Here is a 1,667-nt window from a genome sequence, read left to right on the forward strand (position 1 = left end):
AGCTCGGCCTGACCGACCGTGACCAGCGGCACGTCCGAGGGGGTCAGACCACCCGCACCCGGCCGCCCGACATGACGCGCCAGACCCTCCAGGGCCGTTCCCCACAGGTCGGCCAGCTCGCGCACCTCGGCCTGCGACAGCACTCCCGTGGGGAAGGCGAAGCGAACGCCGAGCCGAGGCCCGTCGGGCGTGTCCGTGACGGCCGCGTTGATCTCCAGGGTGGACATCACCGGCATGTCGGCGTCCGGCGTGGCGATCAACTCACCCGCGCCCGGCGCCTGGTGGAAGCCCAGCCCACGCAGCTCCTCCGGCATGTCGGCCGCGGTGAAGTGACCGAGGTAGTTGAAGGCGATCTGCCCGCTCGGACGCGACGCCAGCAGCTCCGCTGTCTCGTCGTTCAGATACCGCAGCAGGCCATAGCCCATCCCCTTGTCCGGGATGCGCAGCACCTGCTCCTTGACGGCCTTGACCACCGAGCCGGCCGCCGCACCACCGGCCAACGCATCGCCGAGGTCGATGTCACCGACGTCCAGACGCACCGGGAACATGCTCGTGAACCAGCCGATGGTGCGGGACAGATCGGCACCCGGCACGACGGCTTCCTCACGGCCGTGGCCCTCCAGCCGCACCAGCAGCGACGACTCCGCCACACCCCGGCCCTGACGCCAACGCGCGACCGCCACCGCCAACGCACCCAACAGCCCGTCGTTGACACCCGCACGGAAAGCCGCCGGCACGTCGGTGACCACGGCTCGGGTCACCCACGACGGAACGTTGAGCCACACGTGCTCGACGGTGGAGACGGTGTCGACGGTCGCGTCCAGCGCCCGCGTGCCCAGCAGGGGGTCGGGTCCTTCGACGACGGAGCGCCACAGCTCCAGCTCCCCCACCCGCTCAGGCGAGGACGCCTCCTCGACCAGGGCGTGCGCCCATCGCCGCACCGACGTGCCCACCGCGGGCAGTTCGGGCGTACGGCCGTCGCGGACGTCCTTCCACGCCGCCGCCAGATCCGGCAGCAGGATGCGCCACGACACCCCGTCCACCACCAGGTGATGCAGCACCACGATCAGACGGCCCGGGACATCCGCGCCCGCGTCGAACCACACCAGCCGTCCCATCACCCCAGCAGCCGGATCCAACAGGCCGGTGGCGGTGTCGAGTTCGGCCCCGGCCAGCTCCAGCCAGGCCTCGTCCCAGACCCCCTCGCACTCCACCCGATGGATCAGCTCTGCTACGTCCACCGAACCTGGAGCGGCGACCGTCATACCGTCGTCGACCAGCCGCGAGCGCAGCACATCGTGCCGGTCCCACACCGCCTCGACGGTCGCGGTCAGCCCGGCCTCGTCGATCCCGACCGGCAGCTCGGCCACCGCCGACATGCTGAACCGGCCGAACCCGCCACCCAGTTCCAGCAGATACCGACCGATCGGCAGCAACGGCTGGAACCCGACACCTCCCCCCTCCAACTCCTCCAGGACGGCTGTCGCAGCACTCCGCCCAGCGGCGACCGCCGCCAGGGAAGCCACTGTGCGGTGCTGGAAGATCTCCCGCGGGGTGACCTCCACGCCCCGCGCCCGCGCCCGTGAGACGACCTGGATGGAACGGATGCTGTCCCCGCCCACCGCGAAGAAATCGTCGTCCACACCCACCCGGTCCGCGCCCAGCAC

Annotated in this window: 1 protein-coding gene; it reads right to left on the minus strand. The window is 71.2% G+C overall.

Annotation, left to right across the window (positions count from 1 at the left end; genetic code table 11):
* Positions 1-1,643, minus strand: a 1,643-nt coding sequence (locus ABZT17_RS45130; protein ID WP_356357999.1) for a condensation domain-containing protein, incomplete at its 3' end; no start/stop codon positions are given.
* Between the last annotated feature and the right edge of the window lie 24 nt (positions 1,644-1,667).

This window comes from Streptomyces sp. NPDC005648, assembly GCF_040605395.1.
Lineage (GTDB): Bacteria > Actinomycetota > Actinomycetes > Streptomycetales > Streptomycetaceae > Streptomyces.